General features: G+C 66.3%; 17 protein-coding genes. 12 read left to right on the forward strand and 5 right to left on the reverse strand.

All coding sequences use genetic code 11. From position 1 onward, the window contains the following. Positions 1-613: sulfite exporter TauE/SafE family protein (locus EN780_RS13470; RefSeq protein WP_133372614.1), on the reverse strand; the 613-nt coding region annotated here is incomplete at its 3' end. 176 nt (positions 614-789) lie between these two features. Here EN780_RS13470 and EN780_RS13475 point away from each other — a divergent pair. Next, on the forward strand, positions 790-1,248 hold the full coding sequence (locus tag EN780_RS13475; RefSeq protein ID WP_128274227.1) for a GNAT family N-acetyltransferase: 459 nt from the start codon (positions 790-792) through the stop codon (positions 1,246-1,248). Positions 1,249-1,288: 40 nt separating this feature from the next. On the opposite strand, the gene EN780_RS13480 is transcribed toward EN780_RS13475, so the two are convergent. After that, on the reverse strand, positions 1,289-1,723 hold the full coding sequence (locus tag EN780_RS13480; protein ID WP_127283751.1) for an SRPBCC domain-containing protein: 435 nt from the start codon (positions 1,721-1,723) through the stop codon (positions 1,289-1,291). Between the two features lie 161 nt (positions 1,724-1,884). Between EN780_RS13480 and EN780_RS13485 the strand changes: the two genes are divergently transcribed. After that, the gene (locus EN780_RS13485) at positions 1,885-2,982 is read left to right on the forward strand and encodes an adenylate/guanylate cyclase domain-containing protein (protein ID WP_128274249.1); all 1,098 of its coding nucleotides are present in this window, start codon (positions 1,885-1,887) and stop codon (positions 2,980-2,982) included. Positions 2,983-3,066: 84 nt separating this feature from the next. Here the strand turns inward: EN780_RS13485 and EN780_RS13490 are convergent, their stop codons facing one another. Next, a complete protein-coding gene (locus tag EN780_RS13490) occupies positions 3,067-3,507 on the reverse strand; it encodes an Lrp/AsnC family transcriptional regulator (protein ID WP_128274229.1) in 441 nt (146 codons plus the stop codon). A 132-nt stretch (positions 3,508-3,639) separates the two neighbouring features. On the opposite strand from EN780_RS13490, the gene EN780_RS13495 reads away from it, so the two are divergent. The 9 genes from EN780_RS13495 (at position 3,640) to EN780_RS13535 (ending at position 11,676) form a co-directional block, all read left to right on the forward strand. Continuing rightward, positions 3,640-4,539 carry a DMT family transporter gene (locus EN780_RS13495; RefSeq protein WP_128274231.1) on the forward strand — a complete coding sequence of 300 codons (900 nt, stop codon included), beginning with the start codon at positions 3,640-3,642 and terminating at the stop codon, positions 4,537-4,539. 143 nt (positions 4,540-4,682) lie between these two features. Further along, on the forward strand, positions 4,683-5,330 hold the full coding sequence (locus tag EN780_RS13500) for a thiamine phosphate synthase (RefSeq protein WP_128274233.1): 648 nt from the start codon (positions 4,683-4,685) through the stop codon (positions 5,328-5,330). Between the two features lie 46 nt (positions 5,331-5,376). Continuing rightward, the gene (locus EN780_RS13505) at positions 5,377-6,426 is read left to right on the forward strand and encodes a tetratricopeptide repeat protein (protein WP_189556539.1); all 1,050 of its coding nucleotides are present in this window, start codon (positions 5,377-5,379) and stop codon (positions 6,424-6,426) included. 139 nt (positions 6,427-6,565) lie between these two features. Continuing rightward, positions 6,566-7,132, forward strand: coding sequence for an elongation factor P (gene efp, locus EN780_RS13510; RefSeq protein WP_127286858.1), 567 nt, complete (start codon positions 6,566-6,568; stop codon positions 7,130-7,132). Between the two features lie 26 nt (positions 7,133-7,158). Beyond that, positions 7,159-7,968: an inositol monophosphatase family protein gene (locus EN780_RS13515; protein ID WP_128274237.1), complete on the forward strand. Its 810-nt coding sequence runs from the start codon at positions 7,159-7,161 to the stop codon at positions 7,966-7,968. A gap of 98 nt (positions 7,969-8,066) precedes the next feature. Further along, on the forward strand, positions 8,067-8,753 hold the full coding sequence (locus tag EN780_RS13520; protein WP_128274239.1) for a hemolysin III family protein: 687 nt from the start codon (positions 8,067-8,069) through the stop codon (positions 8,751-8,753). 197 nt (positions 8,754-8,950) lie between these two features. Beyond that, a complete protein-coding gene (locus EN780_RS13525; RefSeq protein ID WP_127286861.1) occupies positions 8,951-9,976 on the forward strand; it encodes a MotA/TolQ/ExbB proton channel family protein in 1,026 nt (341 codons plus the stop codon). A 1-nt stretch (position 9,977) separates the two neighbouring features. After that, complete coding sequence (locus EN780_RS13530; RefSeq protein WP_127286862.1) at positions 9,978-11,009, forward strand: peptidoglycan -binding protein; 1,032 nt, start codon at positions 9,978-9,980, stop codon at positions 11,007-11,009. 241 nt (positions 11,010-11,250) lie between these two features. Then, on the forward strand, positions 11,251-11,676 hold the full coding sequence (locus tag EN780_RS13535) for a hypothetical protein (protein ID WP_128274241.1): 426 nt from the start codon (positions 11,251-11,253) through the stop codon (positions 11,674-11,676). A gap of 62 nt (positions 11,677-11,738) precedes the next feature. Here the strand turns inward: EN780_RS13535 and EN780_RS13540 are convergent, their stop codons facing one another. Beyond that, positions 11,739-12,092 carry a DUF1304 domain-containing protein gene (locus EN780_RS13540; protein ID WP_128274243.1) on the reverse strand — a complete coding sequence of 118 codons (354 nt, stop codon included), beginning with the start codon at positions 12,090-12,092 and terminating at the stop codon, positions 11,739-11,741. Positions 12,093-12,244: 152 nt separating this feature from the next. On the opposite strand from EN780_RS13540, the gene EN780_RS13545 reads away from it, so the two are divergent. Further along, a complete protein-coding gene (locus tag EN780_RS13545) occupies positions 12,245-13,729 on the forward strand; it encodes a carboxypeptidase M32 (RefSeq protein WP_128274245.1) in 1,485 nt (494 codons plus the stop codon). Positions 13,730-13,746: 17 nt separating this feature from the next. Here the strand turns inward: EN780_RS13545 and EN780_RS13550 are convergent. Continuing rightward, the coding region (locus tag EN780_RS13550; RefSeq protein WP_128274247.1) for an ATP-binding cassette domain-containing protein at positions 13,747-14,370 on the reverse strand (624 nt) is incomplete at its 5' end.

The raw sequence follows: 14,370 nt of genomic DNA on the forward strand, positions 1-14,370 counted from the left end.
CCGTCAGGTTGGTGGTGTCGAACTGGCCGAGCGCGAAATAGGGGACTAGCTTCAGCGCGTTGGTGGCGGCGAAGAAGATCGCCGATGTGCCCGACAGCACCTTCGGATCGAGCCGGATCGGCAGTGCATAGACCTGGAACGGCGGGCCGCCGACATGGGCGACGAAGCTGGTGAAGCCGGCGACGGGGCCCCAGAAGGCGGCGGCCACCCGGTTGGGCGCCGCCGCATGGTCGGCGCCGTGGCGGAACTGCAAATAGAGCCAGCGCAGCACGAAGATCAGCGCGACCGCGCCGACGATCAGCCGCACCATCTCCTCGGTGACCAGCGCCGCCGTCAGCCAGCCGAGACCGATGCCCATCACCGCGCCCGGCATCATGTCGACCAGCATCTTGCGGTCATAGACGCCCCACCACGTCCACACCGAGACGATGTCCATCAGGCACAAGATCGGCAGCAGGATGGCGGCCGCCTGCACCGGCGGCATGGCCAGCGCCATCAGCGGCACGCCGACGAAGCCGACGGCGCCGCCGAAGCCGCCTTTCGACAGGCCGACGAGAATGACCGCCGGAATGGCGGCGGCATAGAACCACGGATCGCTGAGCAGGCCTGTCATGGGATGAGAACGGCTGGAGGGTGGGAGCCCTGCAATAGACCAGAATGCCTGGCGCCGCGATAGACAATGTGCCCTGGCGGCAGCTTGCGCGATCAACTGTCCGTAACACGGCTGTTCCGGATTTGCGGCGGCGCGCCGCCCATGCATAAGGTCACGGCCCATGCACGAGGTTTGCCATGAGCGAAATCCGCATCCGCCGCGCGCAGGAAGCCGATCTGCCGGCGATCGTCGCCATGCTCGCCGACGATCCGCTGGGCCGCGGCCGTGAGGATGCCAGCCAACCGCTGGCCAAGCCCTATCGCGACGCTTTCGCCGCCATCGATGCCGATCCCAACCAGTTCCTCGCTGTCATGACGGACGGCGGCCGCGTCGTCGCCACGCTGCAGATCACCTACCTTGCCGGACTGTCGCTGCAAGGCGCCTGGCGCGGCCAGATCGAGGCTGTCCGCGTCGCCGCCGACCGGCGCGGCGAGCGGCTTGGGCAGCGGCTGCTGGAATGGGCGGTCGAGGAATGCCGCAGGCGCGGCTGCAGGGTCGTCCAGCTGACGACCAACAAGAGCCGGGCGGACGCGCATCGCTTCTATGAGCGGCTCGGCTTCAAGGCCAGCCACATCGGCTACAAGCTGGATCTCTAGCGGCAGGTGTCGTTGGCTGTCGGCAATCGCGGCCGCAGCCCTACATCTTGTCCGGTCCCGGGTCGCCACCGGCGGCGGCGATTGCGAGCCGGCTCAGATAGTGCGTCCAGCCCTTCTCATGGCTGTCGCAAATCTCTCGGTCGGCAAGGCCGCTATGGGTGAGCTTGACCCGCGTTCCGCCGGACTCTTCGACCAGATCGATTTCGACAAGGCTCGAACCGGGCGGCGTCTGGTCGTTGCCCTCCCAGCCGAAGCTGTAGGCAAGGCGGTGGACGGGTACGACCTCGGTGAATTGGCCGCGTGCCGTGGCCCTTCCTGCCAAATTCAGCAAGTAAAGACCGCCGGGGTGGGGCTCTGCCATTGCCTCCGTTCCCATCCAGCGCACGATCTTGTCGGGATCTGCCAGGAAGGCGAAGACCGTCGCCGGCGGCGCCGCGATCTGCACCTCACGACGAACGATCAAGGGTTCAGCCATCGAAATCTCCTGGGTGTGCGCGCGCCAACATGGCTCGCCCGACAGACGGCGCCGGACCAGCGCATTCGATTCGAAGCCAGATCGCTCTTCCTTTCAAGAAAAAACGCCTTCGGCATTTCGCGCTGGTGACAGCGACGGAACGCCGAAGCATGATCGTGTCGATGCGGCTTTCAGCAACTCTCGCCTGGCTGGTCGACCACGCCGGCGGCGCCGTCCAACCGGATGATTTCCTGGCCACGCTCGGCGCGCGGCTGGTTGACGATGGGTTGCCGCTCGCCGGCGGCGCCCTGACTCTCGCCGCGCCGCATCCGATCATAACGCGCCGCGCCTGGCTGTGGCGGGCCGAGACAGGCGTCGTCATGGAGGCACTGGGTTTTGGCGCCGGCACGATGCCTGGAGCCGGGGAGGGCGATCTCGGACGCGAATGGCTGGCGGGACTGGGAACCGGTGTCGTGCACGATTACCCGGTTGGGCCCGGGCGTCAGGATGCGCAATCCGAGACTCCAAAACTGAATTGGGTCGCGGTCCGCCCTCTCGCGGAGCACGAATCGAACACACTGGACGAGGTGGCGCGCTTCGCCGCTGCGCCACTTGCCGCTCTCGCCGCCAGGTCGGCGCTGTCGGCCCTGCTTCAGGCCTATCTCGGGCAGCGAAGCGCGGCGCAGGTGTTGGCCGGCCGTTCTCGGCGCGAGGTTGGTGAGACGATCCGCGCCGTCCTGCTCTACAGCGATTTGCGCGACTTTACCGCCCTGTCGGAGGAGACGGACGCCGGACAGGTCGTGGCGGCGCTCAACGCCAGCTTCGACCGCATCGCTGGCGCCGTTCACGCTTTTGGCGGCGAGGTGCTGAAATTCATCGGCGATGGGGTGCTGGCGATCTTTCCTGTCGGCGAGCGCTCGGCTTCGGAGGCTTGCGAGGCGGCGTTGCGCGCGGTCGAAGCGGCGCGGGCGGGAATGGCGCAGCTCAATCAGGTCCGTGCCAGACAGGGCATGCCCGAACTGCAGTTCGGCATGGCGCTGCATCTGGGCGACATGGTGTGGGGCAATGTCGGCACGGCCGACCGGCTGGATTTCACCGCGATCGGCCCGGCCGTTAATCTCGTCAGCAGGCTCGAAGGCCTGTGCCGGCCGCTTGGACGGAGCGTGCTGATCTCGGGCGCCGTCGCGGCGGAAACATCAACGCCCGTGGTCTCGCTCGGCGAACATCGATTGCGCGGAATCGCCAGATCGTGCGCCGTCTTCGGCCTGCCGGACGGGTGACCTCAAGAGTCGGAAACGCCGAATTGCTTTTGCGCAATTCCGAACGGAAAACTGCTTTTCCACTTTTCCTGGGATTGCTTTGGCTCAGACGCCGAGCGGCGGCGGGCGCCGGCGGATCGGCTGCGCCTTGACGATCGCGGTGCTGGTTTCCGCCTTGTCGGCGATCCGGTCGAGAAGCCGGTCGAGCTCGCCGATCGAGCGCACGAACAGCCGCGCGACGAAGCAGTCGTCGCCCGTCACCTTGTCGCATTCGCCGAATTCGGGGGTTTCCTCGATCAGCTTCTGCACGATGTGCAGCTTGCCCGGCAGAGGCCGGATGCGCACGATCGCCTGCAGCGGATAGCCGAGCGCTACCGGATCGACCTCGATGGTGAAGGCGCGGATGACGCCGCGCTCCTCGAGCCGCCGCAACCGCTCCGAAACGCTCGGCGACGACATGCCGACCTGCTGCGCCAAGTCCTTCAGCGACGTCCTGGAATCCCGGACGAGGATGTCGAGAAGGCGCCGGTCAAGATCGTCGAGCATTTTCACATTCCACGATGAAAACCATTTCTGCCTTACTTAATTAGGTGAATAGGCCATATCATCTTTCTCATAGCATGGAAATGACCCCGGTCGCTTGTGATCATGACGCCTCGAAATTCTTTGAGGCCTTTCATGAGCAATACACTGCGCGGCACGGTCGAAATGACCGCGGCAATGGCGATCCTCGGCACGATCGGCTGGTTCGTCGTCCTTTCGGGCCAGCCTGCCATCGACGTGGTGTTCTGGCGCTGCGCCTTCGGCGCGGCGACGCTGCTGGCCATCTGCGCGGCGCTCGGCCTGCTGCGCGGCACGCTCACGCCCCGCGTCGTCGCGCTTGCCGCGCTCGGCGGCGCCGCCATCGTCATCAACTGGTTGCTCCTGTTCAGCGCCTTTCCGCGCGCCTCGATCTCGATCGCCACCGCCGTCTACAACACCCAGCCCTTCATGCTGGTCGGCTTCGGCGCGCTCTTCCTTGGCGAGCGGCTGACCCTGACCAAGCTGGCTTGGCTCGCCATCGCCTTCGCCGGCATGCTGCTGATCGTTCGGACCGGCCCCGATGCCGGCGACGTCGGCACCGACTATGCGACCGGCATCGCGATGGCGCTGGGCGCGGCCTTCTTCTGGGCCGTGGCGGCCATCGTCACCAAGGCGCTCAAGGGCACGCCGCCGCATCTGATCGCGCTCATCCAGGTCTGCGTCGGTGTCGTCATGCTGGCGCCCTTCGCCAACCTTTCCCACCTGCCGTCGGACGCCTGGAGCTGGGCCATGCTGGCCACGCTTGGCGTCGTTCACACCGGCCTGATGTACATTTTGATGTACGGCGCCATCCAGAAGCTGCCGACGCATCTGCAAGGGGCGCTCTCCTTCGTCTATCCGGTGGTCGCGATCCTCGTCGACGTCGGCGCCTTCGGCCATCGGCTGCATCCCGCCCAGATTGTCGGCGCCGCCGCCATCCTGATCGCCGCCGCCGGCATGACCCTCGGCTGGAGGCTTTGGAAGCGGACAACGCCGGGCCCGCAACCGACCGAGTGACGGAACGCGACCGGCCCCCAGGCCCGCATTCGCCTTCAAGATAACGATCCCGCTTGCCCGCCTGTTCAAACCGGGCGCTTTGCTCTATGCCGCAATGCAACCATCTTCGCCCGGCATAGGCGAAAAACCGGGATCGAAGACCAATGAACGACGCCACGCCGCCCAATCGCTGCCGTATCGTGCTGATCGCGCCGAAAGACGCGCCGGCCGAGCGCATTGCCGCGGCCTTCGACGGCGGCGACGTCGCCTCGCTCATCCTGCCGGAAAACGGCATGGACGAGGCTTCCTTCCAGGCCTTCGCCGAGAAGATCGTGCCCGCGGCGCAAGCGGCGGGCGTGGCGGTCGTCATTGCCGGCGACACTCGCATCGCCGGCCGCGTTCAGGCCGACGGCATCCATGTCGAGGTCTCCAGCCAGGAGCTCGCCGAGACCATCGGACATTTCCAGGGAAAGATGATGGTCGGCGCCGGCGGCGCCAAGACCCGCGACGACGCGCTGGAGCTCGGCGAGGCGCGGCCGGACTATATGTTCTTCGGCCGCTTCGGCTACGACAACAAGCCGGAGCCGCATCCGCGCAACCTGTCGCTCGGTCAATGGTGGGCCGAGATGATCGAGATCCCGTGCATCGTCATGGCCGGCTCCGACCTTGCGTCGGTCGAGGCGGTGGCCGCCACCGGCGCCGAATTCGTGGCCCTGTCCAGCGCCGTCTTCGCCGACGGGTCCGATCCCAGGGCGGCGGTCGCGGCCGCCAATGCGCTGCTCGACGAAACCGCGCCGCGCTTCGAGGACTGAGGTGCGCCGGTCCGTGCTTCCCCTCGCGGTTCTCGCCGCGGCCTTCATGACCGAGGCGGCAACCGCCGCGCAGACCGTTCCGCTGCCGCAGCCCCGGCCGGATGCCGGCGTGCCGGACGCCAGCGCGCCTGCCGCAGAAGCGCCAGCCGCCGGCGCACCAGCCTCCGGCGTGCATGTCGACAAGCCTATCGCCACGCCCCTGCCGCAGCCCGCCACCACGGCGCCGTTGCCTTCGGCCGACAGCATCAACCCCGATCGGTTCGGCGCGAAGCCGGCCGATCCCGCCTATGGCGCCTTCCAGCGCGGGCTCTACAAGACTGCCTACAATCTCGCGCTGGCGCGTGCCCAGAATGGCGATCCTGCCGCGCAGACCCTGGTGGCGGAGATCCTGTCGCGCGGGCTCGGCGTGCCGCTCAACGCCGCGGAGGCCGCCAAATGGTACGCGCTCGCCGCCGAGCAGGGCGTGCCGGAATCGCAATTCCAGTACGCCCTGATGCTGCTCGACGGCCGCTACGTCAAGAAGGACGAGAAGGCCGCGTATGCGCTGATGCAGGCCGCCGCCGAGGCCGGCAATCGCCTGGCGCAGTTCAATTTCGCGCAACTGCTCGTCCAGCAGGATCCCGGCGACGCCGGCATCGCCAAGGCTGCCACCTATTACGAGCGTGCCGCCGCGACGGGACTGGCCGACGCGCAATATGCGATGGCGCAGATCTACGCCAACGGCGTCGGCGGCAAGCCGCACGACGACTCCCAGGCGCGCACCCTTTTGGCGCAGGCCGCCAGGCAGAATTACGACACCGCGCAGATCGACCTCGCCACCTGGATGATCGAGGGGCGCGGCGGCAGCCGCGACCTGAAGTCGGGCTTCGGCTGGATGAAACAGGCAGCCGAGGGCGGCAATGTCGCCGCCCAGAACCGTCTCGCCAAGCTTTACATGGAAGGCATCGGCACCGATCCGGACCTGATCCTTGCCGGCGCCTGGTATATCGTCGCCCGCCGCGCCGGGCTGATCGACCCTCAGATGGACGATTTTCTGCAAGGGCTCGACGACGACCAGACCAAGCAGGCGCTGCAGAAGGCGAACCGCTTGCCCTGACGCGCCGGCGGGCAGCGGGCACGCGGCAGCCGCCGATCGGGCTGCGTCGCCCCGCTCCCTTGCCTCTCCTGGCGATTTGTGGTCTTGGAAGCGCCAAATCGCCGTTCGTGGCGAAAATCTCATTCCGGATCACATCATCATGGCCAAGATCAATGGCAACGAAATCCGTCCCGGCTATGTCATCGAGCACGATGGCGGGCTGTGGGTCGCGGTCAAGACCAACACCGTCAAGCCCGGCAAGGGCGGCGCCTACAACCAGGTCGAGCTGAAGAACCTGATCAACGGCACCAAGCTCAACGAGCGCTTCCGCTCGGCCGAGACCGTCGAGCAGATCCGGCTCGACCTCAAGGATTTTTCCTTCCTCTACGAACAGGACGACGCGCTGGTGTTCATGGACACCCAAAGCTATGAGCAGCTCGAGCTGAACAAGGATTTCGTCGGCGACCGCGCCGCTTTCCTGCAGGACGGCATGATGGTCACGGTCCAGCTCTATGAGGAGCGTCCGATTGGCATCTCGCTGCCCGACCAGGTGACGCTGACCATCACCGAGGCTGACCCGGTGGTGAAGGGCCAGACGGCCGCCTCGTCCTACAAGCCGGCGGTGCTGGAAAACGGCATCCGCGTGCTGGTGCCGCCGTTCATCGGTGCCGGCGAGCGCATCATCGTCGACACCAACGAGATCACTTACGTGCGCCGCGCAGACTAAAGCGCCAAGCAGCAGGAAACGAAAAAATGGCGCGTTCCGCGATCCTCAATGTCATGGTCCAGGCCGCGATGAAAGCCGGCCGCTCGCTGTCGCGCGACTTCGGCGAAGTGCAGAACCTGCAGGTGTCGATGAAGGGGCCGGGCGACTATGTCAGCCAGGCCGACCGCAAGGCCGAGGACATCCTGTTCACCGAACTGTCGAAGGCCAGGCCCGGCTATTCCTTCCTGATGGAAGAGCGCGGCGCCGTCGAAGGCGAGGACGGCCAGCACCGCTGGATCGTCGATCCGCTCGACGGCACCACCAACTTCCTGCACGGCATCCCGATGTTCGCCATCTCGATCGCGCTGGAGCGCCAGGGCCAGGTCGTCGCCGGCGTCGTCTACAATCCGGCGATGGACGAGCTCTACACCGCCGAGCGCGGCGGCGGCGCCTTCATGAACGACCGTCGGCTGCGGGTTGCCGGCCGCACCAAGCTCATCGATTCTTTGATCGGCTGCGGCGTGCCGCATCTCGGCCGCGGCCAGCACGGCAATTTCCTCATCGAGCTGCGCAACGTGATGGCCGAGGTGTCGGGCGTGCGCCGCCTTGGCTCCGCCTCGCTCGACCTCGCCTATGTCGCCGCAGGCCGCATGGACGGGTTCTGGGAAGTCGGCCTGTCGGCCTGGGACATCGCCGCCGGCCTGCTGCTGATCCGCGAGGCTGGTGGCTTCGCCTCCGATTTCGAGGGCGGCCAGGAGATGCTGGAACGTGGTTCTGTCGTCGCCGGCAACGAGATCATCCAGCGCGCGCTGCTGAAGACCGTCAAGAAGCCGCTGTCATCCGGCAAATCCGGTTGACGGGCGCGCCGCGCTGAAGCGCCGCAGTCGCAAAACCGCAACCAAAGCTTGAAATACTGTCCGGCAAGCGCCCAGATGAGGGCGATGCAGGACCGCTCATGAGCAATTCAGGGCCACAGATCGAGATCCCGTTCGTCGGACGCTGGCACTATTCGCGTGCCGAAATGATCGCCGACGGCATCGTTCACGCGGTGGGCATCGTGCTGGCGATCGCCGCGGGCTCGGCCTTCCTGGCGCTCGCGGCCTTCCATGCCGGACCCGGCGAATACATTGCCGCCGCCTTCTATGTCGTCGCGCTGCTCACCGTGCTCTCGGTGTCGCTGGCCTATAATCTGTGGCCGGTGTCGTCGCCGGCGAAGTGGATCCTGCGCCGCTTCGACCATGCCGCGATCTACCTCCTTATCGCCGCCACCTACACGCCCTTTCTCGCCCAGCTCGACGGCTCGCCGCTGGCCGTTTCGATGATCGTGCTGGTGTGGACGGCGGCGGTGGTCGGCATCGCCATCAAGGTGCTGTTTCCCGGCCGCTTCGACCGGCTGGCGATCGTCTTCTACCTGGCCATAGGCTGGAGCGGCATCGTGCTTGTCGGCCCGTTGGTCCAGATCCTGCCGGCGACATCGATCGCGCTGATCGTCGCCGGCGGCATCGTCTATTCGCTGGGCGTCATCTTCTTCGCCTGGAAGGGCCTGCGCTTCCACAACGCCGTCTGGCACGGCTTCGTCGTCACCGGCGCCGGCCTGCACCTGGCAGCCATGGTCGACTGTCTGGTGATAAACCGCTTCTAGGACATGATCCCGAACCGGTTTTCGGAAAAGATCATGCCGCAACAGGAAGATGGAGCCCCATCCCGTTTCCATCGGGAGGGAACAGGCTCCAAAGCCCGGCTCGGCATTCTTGCCAAGCGCCATTCAATTTGGTCACAATTCCGTTTAGAGTCGCGAACTGGTTGATCGGCGGCAGCCGCATCGGAAACGGGGCACGAATGGCTTTTCTCAGATCCTTCGGCATCGGCAGACGCTCCGACGTTCTGATCTACGACCCTCATAAACTGTCGAGCCCGCAGGTTTTCCTGCTGACCATGATGATCTTCCTGATCATCGTCGCTTTCATCGCCGCCATCCTGACCCGCCAGGTCTCGACCGCCTTCTCCACCAATCCGGGCCTCAACGGACTGATCATCGGCGTGCTGGTGGTCGGCATCCTGCTCGCCTTCGCCCAGGTCGGGCGCCTGTTTCGCGAGGTGCGCTGGGTCAACTCCTTCCGCGCCGGCTCGGAGACCACCGAACCTGTGCTGCTGGCGCCGATGAAGGCGATGATCGGCCGCTCGTCGACGGTCGCCTTCTCGACGACCTCGATGCGCACCATGCTCGACTCGATCGCCACCCGCCTCGACGAGAGCCGCGACACCTCGCGCTACCTGGTCGGACTGCTGGTGTTCCTCGGCCTGCTCGGCACCTTCTGGGGCCTGCTCGGCACCATCGGCTCGATCCGCGAAACCATCGAAGCGCTCGATCCCGGCACCGGCGACGCCGCCGCCGTCCTGGATTCACTGAAGCAGGGCCTGTCCGCGCCGCTCGCCGGCATGGGCACCGCGTTCTCGTCCTCGCTGTTCGGCCTCTCCGGCTCGCTGGTGCTCGGCTTCCTCGACCTGCAGGCCGGCCGGGCCCAGACCCGCTTCTATACCGAGCTCGAGAACTGGCTGTCCTCGGTCACCGACCTTTCCTCCGACATCGTCGTATCCGATAATGCCAGGAGCGAGCCTTCCGACGAGATCCGCCTGTTGTCGGAGCGCCTGCGCAGCCTGCAGGAAAATGGCGGCGGCTCCAACCCGCGCGTCGCCACCGCCATGGCCAATCTGGCCGACGGCATTTCCGGCCTGGTCAAGAACATGCGCTCGGAACAGCAGATCATGCGCGATTGGGTCGAGGCGCAATCCGACGAGCAGAAGGCGATGCGCAACACCCTGGAAAAGATCGCCGACGCCCTGAAGAAGCAGGGAGTGCACTGACGTGGCACTGGCGCGGGCGCGGCGTGCCGATCGCCGCATCGACTACTGGCCGGGCTTCGTCGACGCGCTGTCGACGCTGTTGCTCGCCATCATGTTCCTGCTCACCGTCTTCGTGCTGGCGCAATTCCTGCTCGGCCGCGAGATCTCCGGCAAGGACACGGTGCTCAACCGCCTCAACTCGCAGATCAACGAACTGACCCAGCTGCTGGCGCTGGAGCGCTCGACGACGCAGGACAGGGAGGATTCGCTCGCCAATCTGCAGGCGTCGCTGTCGGCGTCTGAGGCGGAAAAGAGCCGGCTCGAACAATTGCTGGCGCAAGGCGCCGGCGCCGGCGACGCCGCCAACCAGCGGGCCGCCGCCCTCTCCGGCGAACTCGACAGCCAGCGCCAGATCAGCCAGCAGGCGCTGAGCCAGGTCGAGATCCTCAACCAGCAGATCGCAGCACTGCGCAAGCAGATCGGCGCGCTCGAGGACGCGCTCAACGTGTCGGAAGCGCGCGACCGCGATTCCAACACCAAGATCGCCGATCTCGGCCGCCGCCTCAATGTCGCGCTGGCGCAGCGCGTGCAGGAGCTGAACCGCTACCGTTCCGACTTCTTCGGCAGGTTGCGCGAGATCCTCGCCGACCGCGAAAACATCCGCATCGTCGGCGATCGCTTCGTCTTCCAGTCGGAGGTGCTGTTCCCGACTGGCTCCGAGGAGATCAACGATGCCGGCAAGGTCGAGATGAAGAAGCTCGCCGACGCCATCATCGAACTGCAGAAGGAAATCCCGCCGGAGATCAGCTGGGTGTTGCGCGTCGACGGCCACACCGACAACAAGCCGTTGTCCGGCACCGGCCGTTATCGCGATAATTGGGAGCTGTCGACGGCGCGCTCGACCTCGGTGGTGAAGTTCCTGATCGAGAACGGCGTGCCGGCCAATCGGCTGGTCGCGGCCGGCTTCGGCGAGTTCCAGCCGCTCGACCCCGCCGACACCGACGAAGCGCGCACCAAGAACCGCCGCATCGAGTTGAAGCTCACCGAACGGTGATCGCGTATCACGCGAATTTGTTCGCCGGCTCAACGCTAGGGCGCAGCCGCGAGGCCGGCAAGGCCTGAAAAGATTATCTTTTTTTAATTACACTTCACGACTGGGCGCTCCTAGTTTTCCGCGCAGGGCCGAGAACCGCCGGCGATGCCTCCCATCGCGACGCGACGGAACCGGACGGCCCGGAAGGTCGGAAGGCGGAGCGGCGCGGCCGCTCCCTTCCCCAGCAGAAGGAAGCGCCGCCATGCGCTCTTCAATCTCTCTCAAGACTGCAACGCTTGCCGCCATTCTCGCCTCCGCCCCGCTCGCCGGCGCCTACGCTGCCGGACATCACAAGGGCGCACTCGATGAATCCTCACCGACCGACTTCACCGGTCCGCGCGTGGCGGGCCTTATGGCGCAGGTGCAGGGTGTCGACCAGGGCATCACCGACGCCAGGCAGGACAACACGATCACGCCGGCCGAGGCGCAGACGCTGCATATGCGCGCCGCCCATATCAGCCAGGCCGCCGCGAAAACCGCCGCCGCCGATCGCGGCAGGATACCGGCTGCGCAGTATCATGATTTGCTGCGCCGGCTCGACAATGTCGACCAAGCGCTGCGCATCGACAGTGGGACCGGCTTCCTGATGGGCGACGGCGCCGACGGCGGGCACTATCCCAACGGCTGATCGCTCGACCCGAGGAAGGGACACCTGGCGCCCGAGGGAACTCCGTCCCAAGGGCGTCCTTTTTACCAGCCCAGCCAGAGCGCGATGATGGCAAGCGCGGCCGGCACGGTCTGGATGAACAGGATCTTCCTGCCGACGGTCGCCGTGCCGTAGAGGCCTGCGATGGCGACACAGATCAGGAAGAACATCCTGACCTGGAAGCCGGCCGCGCCGAGATAGAGCCCCCAGATCAGGCCGGCGGCGAGGAAGCCGTTGTAGAGCCCCTGATTGGCGGCCAGCACCTTGGAAGCCTTGGCGAAATCCGGTGTCAGCCTGAACGCCTTGTGGCCCTGCGGCGTATCACACAATACCATCTCCAGATAGACGATGTAGCAGTGGATCAGCGCCACCAGCGCGACCAGTATGTTGCCGATCATTTTCCCCCTCCGCTTTCGCTGCCAGCATTGATCACGCGCGGGCTTGTCCGCGCAAGATGGTTTGAGCACCCTGCGCGGCAGGGTTGCCAAGGCTGGCGCGTTGGTATCTTTTCGCGCCGTCCAATTCGATCGCTGACCAGACCGGAGCCGCCATGTCCTTTCAGAAACTCGACGACCTCGGCCACAAGCTCGAAGCGCTGGAGCATGCGCTCGCCATCCTTGGCGCCGACGAGGCGACGCATATGGCGGTCGGCGGCGGCGAGAAGCGCGCCGAGGCGATGTCGGCGCTTGCCGGCATGCTTCACGCCCGGTCGACGGCGCCGGAGATCGGCGACTGGATCGCGGCGGCCGAGGAGGAAACGCTGAACGAGGAGCAGCAGGCGGCGGTGAGGGAATTGCGCCGGCAATACACCAACCTCACCTGCCTGCCGGTCGAGTTCGTCGAGCGCCAGACCACGGCGCGCATGCGCTCCGAGCAGCTCTGGCGCGACCTGCGCGCCAGGAACGATTGGGCGGGCTTCCTGCCGGCGCTGGAAGGCGTCGTCGCCCTGGTGCGCGAGGAAGCAGCCCTGCGCGCCGATGCGCTCGGTCTCGACCCCTACGACGCGTTGATGGAGCAGTACGACCCCGGCAACCGCGCCACCGACATCACGCCGGTCTTCGCCGAGTTGAAGACCTTCCTTCGGGAATTCGTGCCGGAAGCACTGGCGGCGCAGGAGGCGCGGCTGGCCAGGCATCCGTTGAAGCCGCTTTCCGGCAGCTACGCGATCGACCGCCAGCGCGAGCTTGGCCTCGCCATGATGGCGGCGGTCGGTTTCGACCTCACCCATGGCTCGCTGTCGGTGTCGCACCATCCCTTCTGCGGCGGCGTGCCGAGCGATGTGCGCATCACCACCCGCTACAAGACCTCCGATTTCCTGTCGGCGCTGATGGGCGTGCTGCACGAGACCGGCCATGCGCTCTACGAGCAGAACCTGCCCAAGGCCTGGGCGCACTGGCCGCTCGGCAAGGCGCGCGGCATGGCGGTCCACGAAAGCCAGAGCCTGTTCGTCGAAAAGCAGATTGGCCGCAACCCGGCCTTCTGGCGCTGGGCCTTGCCGGTGGTCGAGCGGCATCTCGGCGAGGCCTGGTCGCTCGACGATATCCTGCCGCATGTGCACCGGGTCGAGCGCGGCCTGATCCGGGTCGATGCCGACGAGGTGACCTATCCGCTGCACGTCATCCTGCGCTACGAACTGGAGCAAGAACTGGTCTCGGGGCGGCTCGAGGTCGCCGACCTGCCCGAGGCCTGGGACGCCAGGATGCGCGACTATCTCGGCCTGTCGACGCTCGACAATCCGGCCGACGGACCGATGCAGGACGTTCACTGGCCGGGCGCCGCCTTCGGCTATTTTCCGTCCTATACGCTGGGCGCCATGATGGCGGCGCAGCAATGGGCGGCGCTGACCCGCGAGCATCCGTCCGCCGATGACGACCTCGCCAAGGGCGATTTCAGCGCCATCAACGCCTGGCGCCGTGAGAGTATCTGGTCGCAGGGCTCGCGCTGGTCGACGCCTGAGCTGCTCGAACGCGCCACCGGCGAGAAGCTTAATGCAGCCTACTTCACCGAACATCTGCGCAAGCGTTATGGCGTCTGAGCCCGCACGAAGCGTGACTACTCGGCCGCGCCTCTAAAAGCGTTGGCGCCGGTCTCGAACTGCAGCTTGGCCAGCCGCGCATAGATGCCGCCCTTGGCGACAAGGCTCTGGTGAGTGCCTTCCTCGACGATGCGGCCGCCTTCCATGACCAGGATGCGGTCGGCCTTCAGCACCGTCGCCAGCCGATGCGCGATGACGATGGTGGTGCGGCCCTGCATCAGCCGTTCCAGCGCCGTCTGCACCAGCGTCTCGCTTTCGGCGTCGAGCGCCGAGGTCGCCTCGTCGAGCAACAGGATCGGCGCGTCGCGCAGGATGGCGCGGGCGATCGCCACGCGCTGACGCTGGCCGCCGGAAAGCGTCACGCCACGCTCGCCGACCTGGCTGTCATAACCCTTGTCGAGCTTCAATATGAACTCGTCGGCAAGCGCCGCCTTCGCCGCCGCCTCGATCTCGGCATCGCTGGCGCCCGGCCGGCCGAAGCCGATGTTGTCGCGCGCGCTGGCGGCGAAGATGGTGACGTCCTGCGGCACGATGGCGATGCGCTGCCTGATCGCGGCGGGATCGGCCTCCCGCAGATCGACGCCGTCGATGACGATGCGGCCCGTCTCGGGATCGTAGAAGCGCAGGATCAGCGAAAACAC

This window comes from Mesorhizobium sp. M4B.F.Ca.ET.089.01.1.1 (genome assembly GCF_004022605.1).
GTDB classification, from domain to species: domain Bacteria; phylum Pseudomonadota; class Alphaproteobacteria; order Rhizobiales; family Rhizobiaceae; genus Mesorhizobium; species Mesorhizobium abyssinicae.

Coding starts and splice junctions, on each gene's coding strand:
- EN780_RS13535 (WP_128274241.1), top strand. CDS start 11,251: ATGCGCTCTTCAATCTCTCTCAAGACTGCAACGCTTGCCGCCATTCTC.
- EN780_RS13480 (WP_127283751.1), bottom strand. CDS start 1,723: ATGGCTGAACCCTTGATCGTTCGTCGTGAGGTGCAGATCGCGGCGCCG.
- EN780_RS13505 (WP_189556539.1), top strand. CDS start 5,377: ATGACCGAGGCGGCAACCGCCGCGCAGACCGTTCCGCTGCCGCAGCCC.
- EN780_RS13525 (WP_127286861.1), top strand. CDS start 8,951: ATGGCTTTTCTCAGATCCTTCGGCATCGGCAGACGCTCCGACGTTCTG.
- EN780_RS13495 (WP_128274231.1), top strand. CDS start 3,640: ATGAGCAATACACTGCGCGGCACGGTCGAAATGACCGCGGCAATGGCG.
- EN780_RS13545 (WP_128274245.1), top strand. CDS start 12,245: ATGTCCTTTCAGAAACTCGACGACCTCGGCCACAAGCTCGAAGCGCTG.
- efp (WP_127286858.1), top strand. CDS start 6,566: ATGGCCAAGATCAATGGCAACGAAATCCGTCCCGGCTATGTCATCGAG.
- EN780_RS13520 (WP_128274239.1), top strand. CDS start 8,067: ATGAGCAATTCAGGGCCACAGATCGAGATCCCGTTCGTCGGACGCTGG.
- EN780_RS13490 (WP_128274229.1), bottom strand. CDS start 3,507: ATGCTCGACGATCTTGACCGGCGCCTTCTCGACATCCTCGTCCGGGAT.
- EN780_RS13500 (WP_128274233.1), top strand. CDS start 4,683: ATGAACGACGCCACGCCGCCCAATCGCTGCCGTATCGTGCTGATCGCG.
- EN780_RS13485 (WP_128274249.1), top strand. CDS start 1,885: ATGCGGCTTTCAGCAACTCTCGCCTGGCTGGTCGACCACGCCGGCGGC.
- EN780_RS13515 (WP_128274237.1), top strand. CDS start 7,159: ATGGCGCGTTCCGCGATCCTCAATGTCATGGTCCAGGCCGCGATGAAA.
- EN780_RS13540 (WP_128274243.1), bottom strand. CDS start 12,092: ATGATCGGCAACATACTGGTCGCGCTGGTGGCGCTGATCCACTGCTAC.
- EN780_RS13475 (WP_128274227.1), top strand. CDS start 790: ATGAGCGAAATCCGCATCCGCCGCGCGCAGGAAGCCGATCTGCCGGCG.